We start from the raw sequence: 17,722 nt of genomic DNA on the forward strand, positions 1-17,722 counted from the left end.
TCTAAAACTCCATTATTTTGAAATCAGGATTATGTTCGCGCTCATATTCTAAATGAGCTTCTGATAACTCCTGTAAATATTCAATATTGTATGGTGTATTCTCATCAAATTTAGCGCGAGCTTCCACAATATTATCTGCTTCGATATAAAGTGATTTAGTGTTCTCTCTTAATGGAACTTGGTTTTTAGTTTCTTGGTATGTTGCTTTAAAAATCATATGAATCTCCTTTTATTTTTTATTACTGGGTTTAAAAGTTTTCAAAACGTGCATTGCAATGAAAATTTATTGCGAATTGATCGTATAAGAACACGTAATTAATGGATAAAAACTGTTTAAACGGGCTATGCTATCAATATTTTATCATACTAAGTGAATTAAGTATAGAAACTTTAATTTAATAAAAGGCTTACTTAAAAAGTGTTTGATAATATTTTGCGTATTTAATGATGACCGGTCAAAGAGGTGGTAAGAAATGATTGAACAACAAGCGAAAATAATGATTGAAGAAGCATTAACTGAAAATACATCCGACATTCATATATTGCCAAGACATCAAGTGTATGCCATTTATTTTAGAGTAAATGGTGAAATGGTATTTCAAAGAGATGAAAGTGAAGCTTGGGGCCGTAAATTAATTAGTTATTTTAAATTTTTAGCTAATTTGGATGTAGGTGAGAAGCGTAAGCCACAGTCTGGTTCTATTCATTATCAAGTAGCAGGTGGTGCAGTAGAGTTGCGTTTATCGACCATCACCAATGTGAACTTATGGGAATCACTGGTGATTCGTTTAATTCGACAAGTAACACATCATCATCAAGCACTGATGACTTATTTTCCGAATGAACTAGCACACCTAAGACAATTAGTGAGAAGAAAAAGTGGATTATTATTATTTTCTGGCCCTGTGGGTTCTGGAAAAACAACGACTATTTATCAATTACTACGTGAGCGAATGAAAGAAGAGCCACTGCAAGTGATTACCATGGAGGACCCTGTTGAGATTATCGAAGAGACCTTCTTACAAACAGAAGTCAATTTAAGAGCGGATATAGATTATGATGTCTTAATTAAAGCTTCTTTACGTCATCATCCTGATGTTTTGTTAATTGGTGAAATTCGTGATGAGATAACCGCCAGAATGGTAATTAGAGGAGCATTAACGGGCCACTTGATGATTGCGACGATTCACGCAAAAAATACTTTAGGTGTAATTGGTCGATTACAAGAATTATCAGTCAGTAATGAACAAATTCGTCAAACTTTAATCGGGGTTATTTCCCAACGATTGGTACCTTGCACATCTGTCCTTAAGCCCAAATTAGGAGGGCGAGCCGCTATTTTTGAAGTTTTAGCTGGTTCAACTTTGCAAGAGGTTTTATCACAAGGGGAGGCGAGTTTTCCAGAGATTAATGATTATTTAAGAAAGGCATGGTCATATGGATACATCACCAGTAAAAGCTACCATCAGTTTGAAGTGGTTTAAACGTCCTTTACCTAAAAAAGTGAAATCCAAGGACCAGGCACTCTTTTTGCAAAATTTATTTGAATTATTAACAGAAGGATTTTCGTTAAATCAAGCGCTAGTCTTTATGGAATTACTGATGCCTCAATATCGAGAGCTGATTAAAATTATAGTGCAATCACTAGAACAAGGTGCAGGACTAGAAAGAGGCCTTAGACAAATTGGATTTTCTTTGGATATTGTTGCGCAAATTTTTTATGGACAAAAACAGGGGCGGTTTTATCCGGCTTTACAAAAATGTTCGGAGTCTTTAAAGCTTCAAGCTGATTATCGTCAAAAAATAGTGAAGACCTTGACTTATCCGATCGTTATGTTTGTCTTTTTAATTGCGTTATTGTTAGGCATGAGAATATTTCTACTTCCCCATATTCTTAGTTTTATTTCAGTTGAAGTTTATCAAACCACGCCACTTATTCGTTTATTAGTTTTATTCTTTTCTTATTTACCTCAAATATTAATCAGTCTATTTGCTATTAGTATTTTGGGATATTTTTTTATTGATGTTTATTTACTCCGAAAAAGTGCGATGCATCGTTATAAGCTATTACTAAAAATTCCTCTGTTAAATAAATGGATTCGATATTATTGTACATATAAAGTAGCCCAAAATTTAGGTTATTTTTTAGAAGGCGGGTTTTCTTTACAGCAGACTTTTGATTTTATTGTACAATATCCGATTGATCCTTTTTTAACAGAAGTGGCGGCCTATTTAACAGAAAGTTTAAAAAAGGGAGAAGCGCTAAGTGAAAGCCTAGACGCTTTAAGACTATTTCAACCGGAATTAGGGATGATTGTGTATCAAGGTGAATTGACCAGTCAACTGTCTACTAAGTGTCTATTATTTTCAAATAAATTAGTAACCGAATTAATGGAAGATGTCGCTAAAAAAATTAATTATTTACAACCTATTTTATTTATTTTGATTGCGTTATTAGTAATGGGAATGTATTTGATGATGATGTTACCAATCTTAACGATGGAAGGTTTATAAAAGAAAGAGGTGGAAAAATGAAAAGAAAAATTACAAAACATTTAAGCAATCGCAAGGGGTTTACGCTTTTGGAAATGTTAATTGTCTTAATTATCGTTGGATTATTGATGGCGATTATTATTCCAAATGTTTCCGGACAAAAAGAGAGGATTGAGACTCAAGCAACTGAGAATATTGCTGAAATTGTAGAGACACAAGTGAATACTTATCAGTTAGTTGAAAAGAGTGAGGATGCAACTTTGACACTCTTGGTTAGTGAAGGTTATCTGACGCAAAAACAAGCCGATGAAGCAGAACGTTTATTGGGTCTAAGTCCAGACGCAACTATCAGTGTGCCAATTATTAGTAATAGTGGACAATAATAGAGGATTTACTTTAGTTGAAATGTTGGTTCATTTAATAATAATTAGTTTTCTAATTTTAATTATTATAAAAATCCCTTATCATCAAATAGCGAATCAAATTGAAAATCGTTTGTTTGTAGATCAATTAGTAGCACAACTGAATTATACTCAACAAAAAGCCTTATTTCATAATAAACGTTATACGGTAACCTTTGATCAATCTCGACAAGAGGTACGCTTTAATGATCGCAACCTGCAACTACCTGAAACTTTGTATTTTAATCAAACTTTTATTTTTGATTATTTAGCAAATGGTCGGGTAAATCAATTTCGAACGGTTACATTGTATAATGACGAAGGTCCCCATGTTAAAATTGTCTTTCAATTAGGAAGTGGTAAATTTGTGGTACAACCAGAATAATCAAGGGTTCGCCTTAGTTGAAAGTATGGTTGCTTTTATTATCTTTAGTTTAATGTTGATGCTGTATTTACCGGCTTATCATAGAGAATTACAACGACTAGAAGAGTTAAAGTTAGTTGCTAACCAATGGCAACTATTGGACGATTTAATCCAAATGTCGCAACAACAACCATCGTTGGATTTAGATACGCGCATAGAGGCTTACACTCTTTTATATGAAGAAGGAGTCACATGGCAAGCTAATAATGGGTTTTATCAAATTGTATTTGACGGAGGCAATCAATATGAAGTCCAATTGCTCAATTTGCAATAATCGAGGAATGGTTTTGATTGAAGCATTAATTAGTTTGATGGTGATTAGTCTAATGATGCACGGTATCTATCAAATTATGAACAGTTATCAAAGGGTTCGTTTCGCTCAATCACAAGAATTATCGGCCGATGGCCACCAGTTTTTATCATTATTGGAAGCAGAGTTGCGACAATACCAAGTGGAAGAGGTGAAGCATAATACGATTAAGATGAAAAATGAGGCTGGTTATTATCAGGTTGTGTTAGAAAACAATAAAATTTATAAAAAGCCAGGACATCATCCCTACGCTTATCAAGTACAATCATGGGAACTAAATCAAAAAGGAAGTTGGATTGAAGTGATGGTCACCTATCAAAATCAACAAAAATTTTTCGGAATAGTAAAATATGAAGAATAATAAAGCATTGGCGTTGCCCATTGTGATAGTCTTTATGTTTTTATCTCACCTAACCTATATAAGTTTATTGAACTATAACCAAATTCAATCATTGCGTTACCGAGATATTGCGCGTTACTATCAAGGACAAAGTATGTTGACGATTAGTAATACTTTACTGGAAGAAAAGGATGGCATTCAACAATTAATTCAGCGATTAAAAGAAGTCATCGAACATCAAACCACTTATTTATTACCTAGACACGGGATCGTTATGGATGAAGCCGACTTTCATTCACAATTGACAATGATTCAAGTTGAAGAACAAGATTTACCCAAAATCCATATTATTTCTCATCAAATCTATATTGAAGAACAAGCTATGCAAAAGATAGAAAATGATGGGGGATTAGATGAATTATTAGTAGAAGGGGTGGTGCTATCTAATAAATTACCCCAAGCATTTGATGAAGCACCGATTCAAAACCAAGTGCAAGAACTATTACATTCTTTGAGTGAACTAGGGTGGGAGCAACAATCTAACAAGAGACGTAATTTTCAAGGACAACTGAACATTCAACCAACGCCTTATACCCAGTTTAACTTTAATATCGGACAAGTTAAGGTCAAAAACAATGCGGATGGTCGACAAGTTACGGTTTATGATAAAGCTGGCCATCAGCTTTATCAACAACAACAATTAAATGACAAAGTAGGCTTTTTAATACTATCGGAAGTGATAATATTGGAAGAAGTGATAGCTCCATAATATCATTATTAAATAATGTATAATCATCGAAAAAAGTGATAAGACTGTTAAAAATTTTTAGTAAAATAGGACAATGATAAAGCTTTTTATAGTTCGATACTTTTTGGTGTGGATGAACAGAAATTTCTTTGTTCATTCACACTTTTTTTTATTAATAAGCAAAGTCATGGAATTCTGATATAATCTAATTAGCGACAAAAAGTTAATTCTTTGATACAATATAATTAAATTATTTAGAGGGGTGTTCAGATGTCTAGAGTTGAACAATTAAGACAAGAATTAACGAAATACAATGCCGAAAGTATGCTGGTAACGAATTTAAAAAACGTTCGTTATTTAGCTAATTTCACCGGCTCAGCAGGAGTAGTATTCGTTACTCCTACCAACCAATACTTTATTACGGACTTTCGTTATACTACTCAAGCAAACGAACAAGCAAAAGGTTTCGAAATTATTATCCATAAAAACGGTGCGTTTAATACCGTGGCTGAAATTATCGAACAAGAAAATATTCAAACAGTTGCTATTGAAGCAGATGAAATGAATGTCGCTACTTACTTGAAATTAAAAGATTTATTTGACGCTGAGATGATTGAAACAGAATTATTATTAGAAACAATTCGTTCAGTAAAATCAGAAGATGAGATTAACATTATTAAAGAAGCTTGTGAAATAACGGACCAAGCATTCGATCATATTTTAACCTTTATCAAACCAGGTGTGACAGAAATTGAAGTAGCTAATGAATTGGAGAGATTCTTGAAATCTAAAGGGGCTTCTGCGATGTCATTTGATACGATTGTTGCCAGTGGATTACGTTCAGCCATGCCACATGGAGTCGCGAGTGATAAAGTAATTGAAGAGGGTGATGTGGTAACATTAGACTTTGGTTGTTACTATCACGGCTATAGTTCCGATATGACGAGAACGATTGCAGTTGGACATATCGATCCTAAAATGGAAGAAATTTATCATATTGTCTTAGAAGCTCATGAACGTGTAAATAGAGCAGCTAAAGCGGGGATGACAGGTAAAGAATTAGATGCAGTAGCACGCGATTATATTACTGAAAAAGGATATGGACCTGCATTTGGGCATAGTACAGGACATGGACTAGGTCTTGATGTACATGAACAACCAGGTATTAACTTCCGTAATGAACAACCATTATTAGTGAATCAAGTGATTACTAATGAACCAGGCATTTACGTAGAAGGTTTGGGCGGTGTTCGGATTGAAGATGACTTGGTTATCACTGAAGATGGAGCCTATGGTTTGAATCGTAGTCCTAAGAACTTGATAATTTTATAGCATTTCGATGGTATATCCGTTAAAATGGGGATAGCAGAAAGTAAAAGAGGAGGAAAGCATATGACAACTCATGAAAATGCTTCAATGAATACTCACGGAACCCCTCAATTGGGTGAAATTAACATTACAACATCGGTATTGGAAACTATTGCCGCTCAAGCAACTAAAAAAGTAGCGGGTGTTTATGTTAGTAAACAATCTTTCCAAAATGTTTCAGGGAGTTTCTTTAGTTTAGAACGTGAAAAAACAGGGGCGAAGATTAAGCGTCAAGACAATCATATTGCTGTCGATATTGATATCCGTGTAAAATATGGTTATTCGGTACCTGATGTAGCGATGAATGTTCAAGAAAGTGTTAAAGAACAAATTTTATTTATGACGGATTTAGTAATTGACGAAGTGAATGTCCATGTAATTTCAGTAGAAGCTGGACCAACAGGATCTGAGTTATTTCATTTAGATGAAGAAAATGGTGACACAGTTGACGAATAAGTTAAATAAAAGACGCCAAGTCCGTGAAAAAGCGGTCCAAATTTTATTTCAATTAGTAGATGCGCCTGATTATTTAACTGAAGAAGTTGCAACTGAATTTGCATTGGAAGCTGGTAATGATCCAGAAGCAGGCTTTGACGAAGTCGAAGACCAATACTTATTTGAGTTAATCAAAGGGGTCCAAGAAAATCGTGATGAGATTGATCAAACGATTGAAAAATACTTATCTGATTGGACAATTGATCGTTTAAATCGGATTGACTTAGTAGTCTTAAGAGTCGCACTATATGAATTAATGTATGTGAGTCGTGAAACGGTACCAGCTAAAGTAGCAGTCAATGAGGCAATTGACTTAAGTAAATTATTCAGTGATGAAAAATCGCGTCGCTTTGTCAGTGGTGTGTTATCTGAATATTTGAAACAAATAGAGACAGAATAGAGTTTGGCTTAGTTGAAGTCGACAATATTTGCGTTGACGCATTCTATTGAAGAAGTAAACAATAATATGCATTGAAGATCAAAGGAAAGATAGCAACTTTAATGGTTGTTCTATCTTTCTTTTTTAGTTTATTAGATACAGTGAAGCACTGGCCGTTAAAATAAGATTGCGAATTACCTTGGTTATCAAAGAGTTAGGGCAACACGTTTGGCATTATATTTTTAACAGTCTATCGTGCTTATTTAATCTGTTCGATCAACTGATAAAAAATGAGTGAAAGAAAATAGTGTGAAGATAATGGTTTCTAATTGAATACCATTTCTTAATTCACTTATAATAGTATTACAAGGAGGATTGAAAAATGAAACAGAATAAAAAATCAGAACATAATCGAAAAAAGTTACATTTACGAATGTCGTTTAGTCCTCTATTAGGGACAGGATTGATCCTTGCGGTACTATTAGTGGCGATGCAAGTAGTGAATTCAAGTGGGAAAAATCCTATAAAGCAATTATTTTCAGAGAATCAAACTTCTATCAGTGAATCAGTGGTTAATAAATCGAGCAATACAGAAGAAACTAATTATGTCTCCTTAAAGTCTGACAACTTGTCATCCTTGAGTGAAAGTGAACCAGAAAAAACAGAAAATTCTCAGTCTCAAGTTGAAAGTCACCAGTCTGAAGCATTAACAGGATCAGAAGAGAAGGTTACGCATTCTATGGAAGAAGCTACTCAATCGGAAGAATCAATTGTAACAACGACATCAGCGCAAACAACTATTAGGGACTCGCATGAAGAAAAATCTAAAATTGTCGAAAACAAAAATAAACAACAATGGTTACCGAATATTAAAGTAGAAGGTATTTTTAATCCATTAATTTATTCATTAGACGGAGAATATAGTCTCTATTACCAAGCGCTTGATCACAAGACTAGTTCACAACCTTTAATCTTAAATAATCAACCAATGCGATCAGCTAGTATCATTAAACTTTTTGTCCTTGCGGCGCTATTTGAGCAAGTAGAAAAAGGGGAAATGGATTTAACAGAACAATATGCCTTAAAAGCAGAAGATAAGGTCTCGGGAACGGGAGATATTCAAAATATGCAAGATGGTACGGAATTAACCTTACTAACCTTAGCTGAGAAAATGATGACGGTTAGTGATAATACCGCAACTAATATTCTGATTAATTTAATCGGTGGTATAGAGAAAGTTCAAAGCATAATTGTGGAACTGGGATATTCTGATGTCCAATTAAAGCGATTGATGGTCGACCTTGAGTCATTAAAAGCCGGGGAAGATAATTATGTGACCGTAGAAGATGTTGGTCGAATATTAGCAGATATTTATCAAGAAAAATTAGTATCAAAGTCAGCTTCAAAAGAAATGTTAGCTATTTTAAAGCAGCAAACAGATCGACAAATGCTTGCACAAAATCTGCCGAGTGACGTTACTTATTATGGAAAAACAGGAAATTTTGAAGACTATGGTGTGCAAAATGATGCGGCCATTATTGAGACGCCAAATGGTGCCTTCATCTTAGTTTTCTTATCACAAGACGGCCAAAAAGAACAACAATTGAAAGTGATGAATAAACTAGGAAAAGTCGTAAGCGAACAATTCATTGAAATTGAATAGCACCGAGTAGAATATATCGCGAATGGGATTTGTATAGCATCATCACGATAGACACCGATGAAGGTGCAGTACATTTGATTCAATAAATGCTGTTATAAATATGTAAGCTTTTAGTCTCAACTAAAGTCTATTATCTGTAACAGGGTGTATTTAAGCATATTTCCGTTTGTTTGAATAGAATAAAATTGGTGGTATAATATTATTAGTAAATTTTATTAATAAAGGAGGAATGTGAATGCTTCAGAAGTTAAAAGAGGTTATGATGGCAGTAATCCCCATCGCAATTTTAGTTGTTATTATTCATTTGTTTTTAACCCCATTAACGCAAAAACAATTTACACTATTTGCTATTGGTGTCGTATTAGTGCTGTTCGGATTAGCCATATTTTTACTTGGTGTTGATATTAGTATTTCCAGAATGGGACATATTTTAGGACATGGTTTAACTAAAACAGGAAATATCAAATTATTAGTTGCAGGTGGAATTTTGATTGGATTTATTGTCTCGATTGCTGAACCTTCTCTGACAATATTAGGGGATCAAATAGCGACAATGTCCAATCAAAGTTTAAGTCAGATGTTAGTCGTCGTTGTCGTATCTTTAGGTGTGGCGTTTTTTCTGGCTTTAGGGATGCTTAGAATTGTTTTTGCTTGGAATATTTCAAAAATAGTGACGATTTTTTATGTACTTATTTTTGTTCTTGCTATTTTTGTGGATGAAGCAATGGTGACTTTTGCCTTTGACTCATCAGGAGCGACGACAGGTGCGCTAACGGTTCCTTTCGTACTGGCATTAAGTGCTGGTATTTCTTCATTATCAAATGAAGAAATTGAACAAGATGATATGAGTTTTGGTTTAGTTGGGATTGCTTCCATTGGACCGATTTTAGCAATGTTGATTTTAGGTTTGTTTTCGAGACAATCTTTAGCAGGCCAGTTTATTGAACAAGAACCATTAGACCAATCGATTGCCCTAATTGTATGGGAATCCTTAAAATCAAGTGTTGGTCAAATTGTAGTCGGAGTTATTCCTTTATTAGTTATTTTTCTTATTTACCACTATTTTATTGAAAAGCAAACACCTCAAACATTTAAAGATATTATGGTTGGATTAGGTTATTTAATGTTTGGTCTCGTACTATTTTTAACGGGTGTTTCGGCAGGATTTATGCCTATAAGTCAATATTTAGGCGGAGCTTTGTATCAATCGCAAGCACAGTGGGTTCTAGTGTTAATTGGCTTTATATTGGGTGTGATGGCGATATTAGCAGAACCAGCCATTTATGTTTTAATTAACCAAATCGAAGATGAAACCGGGGGCTCTATTTCAAAGAATTTAGTACTAGTGCTTATTTCGTCAGGAGTAGGCGTTGCGATTGCTTTAACTGTTTTGAGAATTTTAAATCCTTCTATGAGATTATGGCATATTTTATTACCAGGGTTTATACTTATTATATTGCTGTCACATAAAGTGCCAAAATTATTTGTGGGGATGGGGTTTGATTCCGGTGGAGTAGCCAGTGGTCCAATGACCGGTACCTTTATCTTTGCATATGTTCAAGGAATCGCCATTGCTAGTCCGGTCTCTGATCCCATTATTGATGGTTTCGGTATGATTGCGGTAGTGGCCATGGTGCCTATTTTATTTATAGAAATATTAGGTTGGGTTTATCTTAAGATTGAACAAAACCAACAGGAATAATTTGAGGAGTAATGTATATATGACTAAAACGATTAAAGAAGATCCTGTTTTATTAGCAATAGCGGTTCTGAATCACAATGAAGGTGTCCGCTTTGTCAATGAAGCGATAAAACTAGGATTAAATGGAGGTGTTATTAGTCCTGCAACGGGACTAATTGGCTCACCATTATTAAATTTATTATCTATTCGTCATGACCGTCGTGATTTTGTAATGATTTTTGAAAGAGAAAGTGTGTTAATTCCAGCCTTAAAGTCCTTGGTAAACACTTTTAAAATGGATTTACCAAATCATGGAATTGTTTTTGTTTTAAAAACTGGTTTCCAATTAAGTCGTGATTTCTTGTTGGAAAATAATGATTGGAATGAAACAGAAGCGGATTATCAATTAATGGTATTAAGTTTTAAACACGGTCGTGCCACAGAGATAGTGCAAAAAATTAATCAAGTTTCAACTGCAGGAGCAACAATTTTTACTGGAAAAGGTGAGAGTGTCCTTGAACGTCAACAAATGATGGGATTAGTATTTGCGCCACAAAAAGATGTTATTTTAAGTGTGGTTGAAAGTGATCAGGTGCCAGATGTTTTCATGGTGATGGAAAATTCCTATCATTGTACTCAAACAAAAGGAATGTCCGTGTTGAGTATTGATATCCATAACTTTTCACGAAATCGATTATTAACACCGATGAAGACGGATTCTGAGAAAGAAATTCTAATATCGATTGTCAGTGAAGAATTAGAAGAAGAGTATATTAAGATTATGAAAAAACATCGTATGAATGGTGGAACTAGCTTGAAAGGCCATGGATCGGTTTCACCAGAAATGATGGAGAAGATTTTTAATATTACAGTGAATCCACAAAAGAAAATTCTCTTTACTATCGATACCACGAAAAAGATTGAAGCAGCTTATCATGATATTTTATCGTCACCGAAAATGAATGAAGCGCATAAAGGTGTTTATTTAACTATTCCGGTACATGGGGTTTATGGTTTGTATCAGGAGGATTAAGCGATTAACACGGAAGTTTTCTCTGTTGAGTCCCCTCAACTTGAAGAAATAATAGTGAGAATCACTCCTAAATAATACATAAAATGACAAAGCTACAGCTGAAAATTTGGCTGTAGTTTTTGTGTTTCAAGCAGTAAGAGGCTGGGCATAAACTTGATGAATTTAGTTAAGATTATTGTTCATTAATTAATAGCGCAGTGGTTGAGTGGCCTCAAACTGCATCTTAATGACTTGTTTGAGGCCAACTCAACTTTGCGGGGGTAGGCCAACGAAGTGAAAATCATTCGATTTTCTACTTCTGGTCCACTCCCATTGGTATATTTTATTGGAAAGACAGGTTAATGCGTTGGGTAGCGTTTGAGAAGCAGTGATATAATTAATGTGGTAGGCTTGAAATAGAGTTCAATCGTTACTAAAAGACTCACAAAATGCTGGTTTTTGCACCTAATAATAGCTTCTGTACACATCTACAATCTAAGCTGACATTGAATCTACTCCGCAAAGACGGAACATAAGGTATCAAGACTAGACTCAAAATTATGATTGTCCTCTCTTAAGTAGATGGACTTTTTAACGTTTATATTTGATACGGAACCATTCTTATCGGCTGTTATCAGTCTCTGTTTATTGGTCAGTTGCATTAGTTGAAGAAGATAGTACTAGGAAAAAAGTATGACGAATTATTGCGATTATTTCTTTATTGTTTAAAATATGTCAAATATGTTATAATAAATGTAGTAACTTTAGGAGGATAAAATTATGAAAAAATTAGTCATTGGATTAATTTGCCTTTTCCAAGTAATGTGTCTTCCGAACATATCAGTAAAAGCAAATGAAATAACCACGATAAACTATGAAACTAGTACCGAAACAACTAATAGAGAAACGACGGTTACAACTGAAGAGTCGACCACCGTCAGTACGACGGTTGAGGCACCGGAAGAGCTAGGTGGAGCACAAGTCGCTGATTACCTAGTAGCGGATCAGTTTTATCAAATCATTATTAAAAATACTGCCGACGAAGTAGTTTACCAAAAAGATGATGCGATTTTTCTTCAAAGTGATTTAGAAAAATTACAAGCAATATTGAAATCTTCAAGTCATCTCTACATAGATCTTGGTGATGGTCAATATGCTTTACCCGTTGCGTCACTTAGATTAGTGAATCAAACCTTGACTTTTATTTATGATGATGTCATAGGTTATTCAGCTGTCTTTCACGAAGGGGTTGTTACCAATTCGGGAATGATTATTAGTGATGCAAGTGACCCAGTAATAGAGACCGTTACAATTGAACAACCCGATATTAGAGGGTGGGTTGTTAATCAACCCAGTGATATGACGGCTGAAATCCTAACAATTTCGTTGAACAATCAAGAATATTGGGCAACCATGCCTTATAAAGTAGGGGTTAGCGGAGCTGTTTTAGATGAGAGTAATACAATTTATTTAGGTGCTTTTACATTAACGGACTCACCTTATAATTTACATTTAAATATCGTTCCCAAAACAGAAGCACCAAAAGAGAAAGAAAACAATCGACGGTTAACAAATAAGCTTAAAACTGCTTTGGATAGAGAAAAGACTGTTGAAGAAAATACCATAACCGATAATGCACCAATGGCAACAACTACTACTGTAGAGGTTGAGAATATGCAAAGCGATACTGTCACTGAGATGAGTCAAGAGGCACCAACACCTAGCGTTGATGAACAAACGAAGATTCCTGAGATGGAAACATCCAATGAAACTACTGAGGTGACTCAATCGCAAATCAGTACTGAAAATACAGTTATAACTAGACAAACAACTGTTGAGGACTTACAAGCTATTGTTCCTAATCCAGATAATAATCGTCGTAAATTACCTTTGACGGGTGAAAAATCACGACCTATTATGATGATAGTGGTACCGCTACTGGTACTGGGATTGTTATTAGTAGTCATTAATAAAAAAGAAAGAATATAATACAATGCCATCAGATGTATGCGATTATCAAGGTGATGGCAAGCAATTAAAACATATGGGAATTGTCTTTGCACAAGGATTAAGCGGCGTTAAAGCAAGAATCAAATTATTAGTTATTTTAAATAGCCGACGCGAAGCATCATTGGCGGTGTTATTTTCAAGGCAGGCCTATCAGTATTAATTGTTAGAAAATAATAGTATAATCAAATTAAAGACTCTTTGAATGAATCGATTAAACAACTGAGCTTATGAAGCGAAAACAGTTATTAAGTTTAATGAGATATCATTCAAAGAGTTTTTTAATTATGGATGACGATGTTTTTTTCTAAATTGTGATGGCGTAATATGATTAATCATTCTAAATGCTTTAGTAAAATGTGACGGTGAATTAAAGCCAACTTTAGCTGAAATATCCGCTATTTGCTCGTCGGTATGAATTAAAAGTTTTTCGGCTTCTTCGATACGCACATGAATCAAATAATCAATTGGCGAAAGTCCGGTATTTTGTTTAAAGATACGGATTAAGTAGAATTTGTTAATATCTGACACTTCTGCCAATTGTTCTAGCGTCACTTTTTCCGAATAATGATCACGGATATAATTTTGGACTTCTTGTACGTCTTTTGATTTTGCTAATTTACCATTATCTTTAATTGAAATATCCGAATGGCGCAACACATAAATCATGATACATTCTACTAGACGTTTGATAATTTGGTCAGTGCCTCGACTTTTTGATTCATTTTCCAGTAATAATAAATCGAAATAATGACGTAAAGTACGTCCGCGGTTATGCACTAAAAAGTGACCATCTACAGAATCAAGATTGACAGAAGAGGTAAAGACAAAACCGGTTAATAAAATTGTGATGATTTCTGAATTTTTATCTGCTTCAAACGATATTTTTTGTTGCGGATTTAAAATTAAGATATCATTTTCTTGACAACGATAATCTTTGTCATCAATTCCAAAATGAGTTTGGCCTTTTTTGACATAAATCAACATCAAATTATCTTCTGTCTGTAATACTTTACTATCCTTAGTTTGTAACAAATAATGTTCAATTCGACTGATTTTAATTGAAGAAGAATTTATATTGGAAATATACATACATTCAGCCCCCATTTCTATTCTTATATTTCTATTATACAAAATAAAATAGAAAAATAAACATAAGTTGACCTCGTAATATATAGAAAAATACAAAAATAAAATAGATTTCTTTTTGTATCAAGATGAACTTTGTTATAATAAAAGCATCAAATATAAGGGGTGTCATTATGCAGAATTTCGTCTATGATATACCAACTAAGGTTTATTTTGGAAAAAATCAAATTGAACGTTTACCGGAGTTAATTCATCGTTTTGGCAAGCGTGTGTTATTAACATACGGTGGGGGCAGTATTAAACGCAATGGTCTATATGATCGTGTAAAAGAATTACTAGCCGATTGTGAGATTTATGAATTAGGCGGGATTGATCCCAATCCGCGAATAGAATCAGTGCGCGAAGGGGCAAAATTATGTAAAGAGCATCATATTGATGTGATTTTAGCAGTAGGTGGAGGTTCAACGATTGATTGTTCCAAAGTCATTGCTGCTGCCTCAAAATATGATGGCGATGCGTGGGATTTAGTTGCAGATTCAAGTAAAATTAAAGATGCTTTACCTTTAATCGATATTTTGACTTTATCTGCTACTGGAACAGAGATGAATACAGGTGGGGTTATTACCAACTTTGAAACAAAAGAGAAAAAAGGTACAGGCGCTTATGTTTTATATCCATATGCCTCAATATGTGATCCGATGTATACTTTCACTGTGCCTAAAAATCAGACAGCTGCCGGGACAGCAGATATTATGAGTCATACATTTGAAATTTACTTCAATCGAGAAGAAGGTGTGTTTGTTCAAGATCGCTTAGCTGAAGGGATATTAAAAGCGTGTATCCATTATCTACCCATTGCATTAGAGCAACCGGATAATTATGAAGCGCGTGCTAATTTAATGTGGTCTTCTACGATGGCCCTTAATGGTATTACTTCAATCGGCCGACCAGGACCATGGACATGTCATCCGATAGAACATATGTTATCAGCCTATTATGATATCACTCATGCTGTCGGATTAGCCATTTTAACACCACGCTGGATGTCGTATATTTTAAATGAAGAAACAGTAGAGCGTTTTGCAATGTATGCTCATAATGTTTGGGAAATTCCCTATCAAGCTGATCAATTTGCGATGGCTAAAGAAGCGATTGAAAAAACATATCAATTTTTTGTCGACGCTGGCCTACCGATGACTTTACCAGAAGTTGAAATCGATGAAGAGTACTTTGAAGAAATGGCTGAACGGGTTGAACCACGTTTAACGAATAGCTATGTCCCATTAACTAAAGAAGAGGTCGTAACCATCTTAAAAGATTGTATGACTTCGGGTGTTACCTACCAACATTAAATTGAATGAGAAAAGACTGACAAAAATCTGTTCATTATGGACAGATTTTTTCAGTCTTTTTATAAATTGATATTTAGAAAAAATAGGCAAAAAGCAGTTTCAACAGGACGAGTCTGGATTTATCGGTATCGAACATCGAACATCAAACTGTTCAGCCTATCATTGAACCTTGTTGATTTTGCGGTTGATTTTAAAATGGGTGAGTGATTTCGAATAAAGGTTGTCGAAATCAAACTAAAGCCCTATACCGAAGTATGAGGCGTTGATTTATAATAAAGATTAGATTAGTGATGCAGCGTCTTCATCTACGATGACTGTTACATCGGGATGGTTAATTAAAACTGTTGCAGGGCAATCGGTTGTTACTTCACCGGCCATTAATTGTTTAATGGCATTGGCTTTGTTTTTACCGAAAGCCATTAAGATAATTTTTTTGGATTTCATAATTGAAGCAATTCCCATACTGTAAGCTTGACGAGGAACATCTGCTTCAGATTCGAAATAACGTTTGTTTGCTTGGATGGTTGAGTCGGTTAAATCAACTAATGCAGTTTTTGCATCAAAGGAAGTACCAGGTTCATTGAAACCAATATGACCATTTTCACCAATACCCAAAATTTGTACATCGATTGGATTTTCATCAATAATCGCTTCATAACGAGCAACTTCTGCCTCTGCGTCAGTATTTAAGCCATCTGGTACATAAGTCTCTTTAAATGGCTTGTGATTAAATAAGTGTTGTTGCATAAAATAACGATAGCTTTGAGGGTGCTCTCCGCTTAAACCATAATATTCATCTAAATTAATAGAAATTGAATCGGTGAAATCTAAATCTGATGCTACGATTAATTCATACAACTTTTCAGGTGTACTGCCTGTTGCTAAACCAAAAGTGTTAGCACCATTTTCCTTAGCTTCTTTGATAATTTCAAAAGCTTTTTGTGAACCTTCTGCCATTGTCTTAAAAGTCAAAAATTCCATAATTCTCCTCCTTGTGAAATGTTTTTCAACAATATTATTATAGCATTGACAACAGGGGGATTCAAACATAAAAATGACTTTTTAAGCGATAACAAGCAATAGGAGATACTTAGGGAACTGAATTTGAGATTGGGGTTCATAACAATACGATTCCAAAACGAAAATTTGATTAATATTTTACTACAAAATGGTAACAATTAGATTTTTCAATTTATATTATGATAATATAATAATGAAGAGGATTAACTGATGAAAGGTGGCGACAATATTGTTAAAGACCAAGCAACATTACGTGAAGACAACATTTTCGATAGGATTAATAACATTATTTGCAAGCGTTCATTTAACTTCAAATACAATGGTCGCTGCACAAGAGAACAGTTACTCTACTAATCAAAATACTCAAAGTTATACGGAAACCAGTATCGTAGAAACCACAACGACCAAAGTATATGAAGAAATTATTGAAGAGAGTGGTGAAGTGACACCAGGGGCACCAGGTTCATTTGACGATGACACAACCACTCCAGAAACCACAGAGCCGTTAGAGACCGAACCATCAACTGAAATAACGGAACCTTCCGTCGAAGCAACGGATAGTACTAATCAATCAACGGCACCGGCGGAGTCCTCTACTACGACGAGTGTTAATCAAGGAACTGCGCCTAATCAAACTGAGACGACTTCTTTTATTACACGTATTATTACTAGAAATCAAACAACTGCCAATAATGCTCGTAATCAAGGAAAACTATCAAATAGTCAGCGACCATTATTTAAAGAAAGCCAAGCGCATTCGCTTACTAAATTATTCTTAAAAAAACATCTTCAATCAACTATTGAAACATATCCTGAGGTTACATTTTGGAGCTACGCTTTGTTAACCGTGACAACAGGCAAAACAGAATGGTTAAATCTGGATGTAATGCCTTTGGTTGTTACGATTGCTGAAATTTTGAGTAATTATTAAGGAGAAAAA

The 17,722-nt window shown here is 34.5% G+C and carries 20 protein-coding genes; 17 read left to right on the forward strand and 3 right to left on the reverse strand.

Annotation, left to right across the window (positions count from 1 at the left end; all coding sequences use genetic code 11):
- Nucleotide 1: 1 nt before the first annotated feature.
- Nucleotides 2-217 (reverse strand): DNA-directed RNA polymerase subunit epsilon, encoded by a 216-nt coding sequence (locus CYJ72_RS08505; RefSeq protein WP_066125911.1) that lies wholly within the window; start codon nt 215-217, stop codon nt 2-4.
- Nucleotides 218-473: 256 nt separating this feature from the next.
- On the opposite strand from CYJ72_RS08505, the gene comGA reads away from it, so the two are divergent.
- The 15 genes from comGA (at nt 474) to CYJ72_RS08580 (ending at nt 13,484) form a co-directional block, all read left to right on the forward strand.
- Entirely contained in the window at nt 474-1,484 is a 1,011-nt protein-coding gene (gene comGA, locus CYJ72_RS08510) for a competence type IV pilus ATPase ComGA (protein WP_101813215.1), read from the forward strand.
- Complete coding sequence (gene comGB, locus CYJ72_RS08515; protein WP_101813216.1) at nt 1,438-2,514, forward strand: competence type IV pilus assembly protein ComGB; 1,077 nt, start codon at nt 1,438-1,440, stop codon at nt 2,512-2,514. The genes comGA and comGB overlap by 47 nt, the downstream gene beginning before the upstream one ends.
- Nucleotides 2,515-2,531: 17 nt before the next feature.
- Entirely contained in the window at nt 2,532-2,876 is a 345-nt protein-coding gene (gene comGC / locus CYJ72_RS08520) for a competence type IV pilus major pilin ComGC (protein WP_101813217.1), read from the forward strand.
- Nucleotides 2,866-3,279, forward strand: a complete 414-nt coding sequence (gene comGD, locus CYJ72_RS08525; RefSeq protein WP_169792681.1) for a competence type IV pilus minor pilin ComGD — start codon at nt 2,866-2,868, stop codon at nt 3,277-3,279. Before comGC ends, comGD begins: the two co-directional genes overlap by 11 nt.
- Entirely contained in the window at nt 3,260-3,592 is a 333-nt protein-coding gene (locus CYJ72_RS08530; protein WP_066125921.1) for a type II secretion system protein, read from the forward strand. The genes comGD and CYJ72_RS08530 overlap by 20 nt, the downstream gene beginning before the upstream one ends.
- A gap of 13 nt (nt 3,593-3,605) precedes the next feature.
- Nucleotides 3,606-3,989, forward strand: coding sequence for a competence type IV pilus minor pilin ComGF (locus tag CYJ72_RS08535; protein WP_169792682.1), 384 nt, complete (start codon nt 3,606-3,608; stop codon nt 3,987-3,989).
- Complete coding sequence (locus CYJ72_RS08540; protein ID WP_066125925.1) at nt 3,979-4,737, forward strand: hypothetical protein; 759 nt, start codon at nt 3,979-3,981, stop codon at nt 4,735-4,737. The genes CYJ72_RS08535 and CYJ72_RS08540 overlap by 11 nt, the downstream gene beginning before the upstream one ends.
- 249 nt (nt 4,738-4,986) lie before the next feature.
- Complete coding sequence (locus tag CYJ72_RS08545; protein ID WP_284629336.1) at nt 4,987-6,048, forward strand: aminopeptidase P family protein; 1,062 nt, start codon at nt 4,987-4,989, stop codon at nt 6,046-6,048.
- A gap of 60 nt (nt 6,049-6,108) precedes the next feature.
- Entirely contained in the window at nt 6,109-6,540 is a 432-nt protein-coding gene (locus CYJ72_RS08550) for an Asp23/Gls24 family envelope stress response protein (RefSeq protein ID WP_180764770.1), read from the forward strand.
- Nucleotides 6,530-6,979 carry a transcription antitermination factor NusB gene (gene nusB / locus CYJ72_RS08555; RefSeq protein WP_234982918.1) on the forward strand — a complete coding sequence of 150 codons (450 nt, stop codon included), beginning with the start codon at nt 6,530-6,532 and terminating at the stop codon, nt 6,977-6,979. Before CYJ72_RS08550 ends, nusB begins: the two co-directional genes overlap by 11 nt.
- A 361-nt stretch (nt 6,980-7,340) precedes the next feature.
- A complete protein-coding gene (locus CYJ72_RS08560; protein WP_066125933.1) occupies nt 7,341-8,621 on the forward strand; it encodes a serine hydrolase in 1,281 nt (426 codons plus the stop codon).
- A gap of 235 nt (nt 8,622-8,856) precedes the next feature.
- The gene (locus tag CYJ72_RS08565; protein ID WP_101813222.1) at nt 8,857-10,323 is read left to right on the forward strand and encodes a DUF1538 domain-containing protein; all 1,467 of its coding nucleotides are present in this window, start codon (nt 8,857-8,859) and stop codon (nt 10,321-10,323) included.
- 19 nt (nt 10,324-10,342) lie between these two features.
- Nucleotides 10,343-11,335 (forward strand): hypothetical protein, encoded by a 993-nt coding sequence (locus tag CYJ72_RS08570; RefSeq protein WP_101813223.1) that lies wholly within the window; start codon nt 10,343-10,345, stop codon nt 11,333-11,335.
- Nucleotides 11,336-12,094: 759 nt separating this feature from the next.
- Nucleotides 12,095-13,303: a hypothetical protein gene (locus CYJ72_RS08575; protein WP_066126109.1), complete on the forward strand. Its 1,209-nt coding sequence runs from the start codon at nt 12,095-12,097 to the stop codon at nt 13,301-13,303.
- A 4-nt stretch (nt 13,304-13,307) separates the two neighbouring features.
- Entirely contained in the window at nt 13,308-13,484 is a 177-nt protein-coding gene (locus CYJ72_RS08580) for a hypothetical protein (protein WP_157064789.1), read from the forward strand.
- A 122-nt stretch (nt 13,485-13,606) separates the two neighbouring features.
- On the opposite strand, the gene CYJ72_RS08585 is transcribed toward CYJ72_RS08580, so the two are convergent.
- Entirely contained in the window at nt 13,607-14,413 is an 807-nt protein-coding gene (locus CYJ72_RS08585) for a helix-turn-helix domain-containing protein (RefSeq protein ID WP_180764771.1), read from the reverse strand.
- A gap of 170 nt (nt 14,414-14,583) precedes the next feature.
- Here CYJ72_RS08585 and CYJ72_RS08590 point away from each other — a divergent pair, with 170 nt between their 5' ends.
- The gene (locus tag CYJ72_RS08590; protein WP_066126113.1) at nt 14,584-15,762 is read left to right on the forward strand and encodes an iron-containing alcohol dehydrogenase; all 1,179 of its coding nucleotides are present in this window, start codon (nt 14,584-14,586) and stop codon (nt 15,760-15,762) included.
- Between the two features lie 279 nt (nt 15,763-16,041).
- Here the strand turns inward: CYJ72_RS08590 and CYJ72_RS08595 are convergent, their stop codons facing one another.
- Nucleotides 16,042-16,743: a glucosamine-6-phosphate deaminase gene (locus tag CYJ72_RS08595; protein ID WP_284629346.1), complete on the reverse strand. Its 702-nt coding sequence runs from the start codon at nt 16,741-16,743 to the stop codon at nt 16,042-16,044.
- Between the two features lie 268 nt (nt 16,744-17,011).
- Here CYJ72_RS08595 and CYJ72_RS08600 point away from each other — a divergent pair, with 268 nt between their 5' ends.
- Nucleotides 17,012-17,713, forward strand: a complete 702-nt coding sequence (locus tag CYJ72_RS08600; protein ID WP_066126116.1) for a hypothetical protein — start codon at nt 17,012-17,014, stop codon at nt 17,711-17,713.
- Nucleotides 17,714-17,722 lie beyond the last annotated feature (9 nt).

Origin of the sequence: Globicatella sanguinis, assembly GCF_002847845.2 — a bacterium.
GTDB classification, from domain to species: Bacteria; Bacillota; Bacilli; order Lactobacillales; family Aerococcaceae; genus Globicatella; species Globicatella sanguinis.